Below are 4,787 nucleotides of genomic sequence, written 5' to 3'. Positions count from 1 at the left end.
GCGAGACGTGCCATAGATCGGGAATCGCTGCGTGCACGGGCCGGCAGGCTTGTCGTCCAGAATGCCATGCCATGCGTCGTCGCCCGCGTAGATGAGCTGACCGTTCACATCAAAGCAGCTATCGACGGCACGCGCTGGGCGATTGCGACGCACGCCCTTGTCCGGATGCTTTTGAATATTACGCAGCCACTCGTCCATCACCGTCATGGCGTCCAACGATTGGCTGGCCTTGGGTACTCCAGGCATCGTGTCGGTGAACCAAATCACCAGCAGATCGCTGTTACCCATCTTATCCAGCACGCGCTGACGGACCGCGAAGCTCTGATGCACATTGTGCATGTCCAGTTCGCGCTCCATGTACTGGCGGTGATCGATGGTCGGCCGATTCAAAGTGCCATTGAACACCATGCCGGACGTGTACGCGGCACGTACCGCTTTGATATCGCCGTTGGTCCGAGGCGCCGGCTTGGTGGGATCGGTGCTCAGATTCATATTGCGACGACTCCACGGATCGAAGTAACCCGGCACCGTCAGCGCCTTGGTGATCTCCGCTTGAGTGGTACCGAAGAATGGGAAGCCTTCCTGCACCATCTCGCTGGGCTGCTTCCAACCGCCGACCTGCCAGTTCAAGTTCAAGAATTCCTCGAGCGTGATCTTGCTCTCTTGTAACGAGCGCAAGCCGTACTGCACGCCGATGTTGTCCCAAGTCGGCCGAGCTGCACCGGTGTCGTCGACGCCGTAGATGTTGCGCAGATCGTCCCAATGGGTCCAGCGAATCGCAGCGATGTCGGACTGCGGCTCATAGTTCTGTTGATTGGGCGCCTGGCCATACCATGGGTTCATCGCCAACGGCGACAAGCCACGCCACGCCGGCACGCATTCGCTCGTGCCCAACGCGGTGCTGTAACCGAGCGCGACCTTCAACGGCGCCAACGCATCGTTGACCTTGTCGAAGCCTTCTTCGGCGTTGAAGCCCACCAGCCAGCTACGATTCTTGGTGACCCGCCATTTGGGATTGGCGCGATCGGTAGCATCCATGTAGTACTCGAGCAGCTCGCAATCGCCGACATGGATGGTCTGGGTCACCATGTCGGGATAGGACTGCACCGGCAACAACGCATCCAACAGCCCGGGCTGATTCTGACCGAGGATGTATTGTTGAATCGCCCCGCCCGACCCGCCGAGCCCGACGGTGTAAGTAGGCACAGCATAGCGCTCGATGAAGCGCTCCTTGGTCATCATCATGGTCTCGCCCGCCAACTGCAGGTTGTAGTGCGTCCCGGTGTTGTTGCCGCTGGAATGCGCGATGGCGTAGCCGAGCCGCAAGATGTCCGGATTCAACGAGCCACTGTGGACCGTGCCCTGCGAATGTCCGATGGCCACGCCGCCTTGAAACCAATACAACAATCGTCCGTTCCAACGGCTCAGGTCCGGCTTGGTCGGCTGCTCATTGGCCGGCGCCAGCATGGCGAAGCTGTAGAGGAAGCGATTGATCGAGCCCACCTCACGCCGCACGACGAAGTCCACCGTGCGACCGTCAGGTAATGTCACTTGCGCCAGATCGGCCGGCCGGCTGCCATCAGCAGGCCACACGGCCCAGGCATTGGCCGTGGTCCGATACAGATAAGTGACGAACGTTTCGATGCCGCAGTCCTTGCTGTATCCAATCACGTTGCCGGCACTATCGAACACACGTGTGCCCGGCGGGCTGGCGCTCTCGACGACGGGCTGCCGACCCACCGCACTTTGAGTCGTTGTACACACAAACGGATGCTGTTGCGGACCGGAGAACATGGGACCGCTAATGGGATAGTTGATGAGCTTGAGAGCGTCCCGATCCCAGCGGCCTTTGAGCAAGGCTTCCAAGCGATTCTCGCCCGGCACCAGGCCGGTAATCACCGCTTGTAGCCGGTCGCCCTTGCCGCTGAGGGGTTGGAGATCGGCCTGCAAGCGACGGCCGTTGAGATACAGCTCGACCTTGTTCCCTTGCCCCGCCGGCACTCGCACCTCGATACGAGCATCGCCACCGGAAACATACTGCGACGGGCTGGATACAATGCGCAGCTCCACCGCTTTACCGCCGCCTCTATCGCGATCGTCGCCACCGCGGCCACGGTCGTCATGTGCCAACCCTAGCGCTGGCCCGAGCAAGGCGGCTATCGCCCAAATACAATCCAATCGACGTCGATCCGTCGTCATGACCATCCCCCGTCTGAATGTTTGTAGATTTCACGTAGCGGAACATTGCCGCGACGTGCGGGGGTTAGGAATACTCTCGGACCACAGGGATTGCAATCACGCGAGTCCGCAGACTGCGCAGCGAGTTAGCCGGCCTGCTCCGAAGTTTTCAGCAACTCCGACTGCAAGACTTCCTCCGTAACCAGCGGTACCGTGCTCCGAATCGTCACCGACGGCACGTTGTCGGCGAGCCGCTCGGCGCACACGGCCAGCAAATATTCGGTGGTGGGACGGTACTGCCAGAAGCCCCAGCGAGTGGCGTCGTCGCCGAGTTGCGGGTCGATGGCGATGTTGACGGCTCGCTCGTGCGGATAATGAAAGCTGAATTGTCCGAGCGGGATCGACAGGCCCATGCCGCGAGCTTTGATGTAAGACTCTTTGAAGGTCCAATACTCGAAGAACCGATCCTGTTGGCGTTCGCGCGGTATCGCGGCCAACTCATCGACTTCGGGGCGCGCAAAAAAGCGATCGGCGATCTCGATGGAAACTTCACGAGTACGGACGTTCTCGACGTCCACACCCAGCTCGCGACGATGAGTGACGCCAAGGGCAATCAACCCTTTGGTGTGCGACACATTGAAACACAGGCCGCATTCCTCGCTGCTCAGATTCGAGATTGCGGGACGGCCGTAACGATTGTTGGCAAATCTCCAATCCGTCGGCGCGACGTCGAGATAACGTGACAGCACGGTGCGAACCATGGCGCGAGTGACCAGATAGCGGCGCTGGTCATCGGGGAAGTAAAACCGGAACTCCTTACCGCGCTCCTCTTCGGTCAGCAGCGAGCGATACTCCGCATGCAATTGCGCATCGGAGATGTCGCGGTAATAGGCCAGCCACACATCGATGTTGGCAGCGTCGGCGACCAGGGGTTGTGAGGGGTTACAGCTCATCGATACAAACCAGCTGCCGGGCGGCGATGCGCTCTTCGCCGGGGTAACCAAAAGCGTTATTGATGTACGTTACACCGTCGATACGAATGCGGCGATTGATATGGCTATGGCCATATACGTGGATGCTCGATCCCAACTGCCGCAGCTGTTGTTCGATCCGCGCGCTGCCCAACACCGGATCCAACAAGCGGTGCCGGCCGGAAACATAGCTGGGGATGAGATCTATGCGCGGCAGAAAATGCGAGAAAGTGATGACCCGCGCAGCGCCCTCTGCCACCGACGGTTCGTTCAGAGCGGTGAAATGCCGAGCCACCGCGTCGGGCTCAAAGCCTTCCGGCCAACGACAGGCACGGTAATCCATCCACATCTGATACAGATCTGCGCTGGGCGAACCGAACGAGTAGTCGTACCAACCGAGTAACGGCGCAATCAGCACGCCACCCTGCCGATGCGGCTGCATGCTGGCCCCGGTGTCTTTCACCACAGCCACTACGTCAGCGAACTTTTGTAGCGAGGTGCGTTCGGGCGCCTCGCCCAACACCCAAACGTCGTGATTGCCTGGCACGAATAGCACCTTGGCGAAGCGCGCCGTGAAGGCACTCAGGCAGGCGGCAAGCTCGGCCAGCTTGTGAGTAACGTCGCCGGCCAGGATCAAAAGATCATCGCGATAGTCATGCGTCGATAGACCGCGCACCCATTGGGCGTTGGGTTCATAGTCGACATGAATGTCGGACAGGGCGAAGACGCGGGTGCTCACCCGCCAATCTTAGGGGCGAATCGGCAGGTTTGGCTACGCCGTTTGGACTATGGCGAGTGACTTATGCCGCTCAAGCCGCGAATCGTGCCTGCTGCTCACCCTCGTGGTCGTGCCATTGCTCGATCGCGGGCGCGCCGGTTCGATGCCGTGTCTGTTGATCGTCAGCGAGCTTGAACACCGCCGCCGCCTGAACCATATCGTTGGACTGCCGACTCAGCGTCTCAGCCGCCGCGGCACTCTCCTCGACCAGAGCCGCATTCTCCTGCGTACTGCGATCGAGCTGCGCGATGGCGTTGCCCACTTGCTCGATACCGCTGGCCTGCTCGGTGCTGGCAGAGGAAATCTCCTGGACCACGTCGGTCAGCTTTTTCACACTGCTGACGATGTCGCCGAGCACCTTGCCGGTCTTGTCGACCAACTCGCAGCCGGCACCGACCTTGGCGACCGAGTCATTGATCAACTCTTTGGTTTCCTTCGCGGCGCTGGCACTACGCTGCGCGAGCGTGCGGACTTCGGAGGCCACGACCGCAAAGCCGCGACCCTGCTCACCGGCGCGCGCCGCTTCGACGGCTGCGTTCAATGCCAGCAGATTCGTCTGGAACGCGATCTCGTCGATCACACCAATGATCTCAGCGATACGATTGCTCGCACCGTTGATGGCATTCATGGCCGTGATCGCATCGGCGACCACCTTGCCACCGCCATCGGCCAACTGCCGAGTGTTGATCGCGAGCTGATTGGCTTGCTTGGCGTTATCTGCCGTCTGCTTCACGGAGGCCGTCATCTCCTCCATGCTGGCAGCGGTTTCTTCCAGCGCGGACGCCTGTTCCTGAGTGCGACGAGACAAATCATCGTTGCCCTGCGCGATCTGCCGGCTGGCCACCGCCACTTGCGACGCG

At 60.5% G+C, this 4,787-nt stretch carries 4 protein-coding genes; all 4 read right to left on the bottom strand.

Annotation, left to right across the window (positions count from 1 at the left end; translation table 11 throughout):
* Window positions 1-2,199 (bottom strand): DUF6351 family protein (locus JNL55_RS27360; protein WP_293862085.1); only part of this gene is annotated, 2,199 nt, incomplete at its 3' end.
* A 125-nt stretch (window positions 2,200-2,324) separates the two neighbouring features.
* The gene (locus JNL55_RS27355) at window positions 2,325-3,131 is read right to left on the bottom strand and encodes a 4'-phosphopantetheinyl transferase family protein (protein WP_293862082.1); all 807 of its coding nucleotides are present in this window, start codon (window positions 3,129-3,131) and stop codon (window positions 2,325-2,327) included.
* The gene (locus JNL55_RS27350) at window positions 3,121-3,888 is read right to left on the bottom strand and encodes a metallophosphoesterase (RefSeq protein WP_293862079.1); all 768 of its coding nucleotides are present in this window, start codon (window positions 3,886-3,888) and stop codon (window positions 3,121-3,123) included. The genes JNL55_RS27355 and JNL55_RS27350 overlap by 11 nt, the downstream gene beginning before the upstream one ends.
* A gap of 70 nt (window positions 3,889-3,958) precedes the next feature.
* Window positions 3,959-4,787 (bottom strand): methyl-accepting chemotaxis protein (locus JNL55_RS27345; protein ID WP_293862076.1); only part of this gene is annotated, 829 nt, incomplete at its 5' end.

Origin of the sequence: Steroidobacter sp. (genome assembly GCF_016790065.1) — a bacterium.
Lineage (GTDB): Bacteria > Pseudomonadota > Gammaproteobacteria > Steroidobacterales > Steroidobacteraceae > Steroidobacter.
This window is presented reverse-complemented; position numbering and strand designations above follow the sequence as displayed.

What these genes read in the sequence shown, in the direction of transcription:
- JNL55_RS27355 (WP_293862082.1), bottom strand. Translation starts at nt 3,131, where the DNA reads ATGAGCTGTAACCCCTCACAACCCCTGGTCGCCGACGCTGCCAACATC.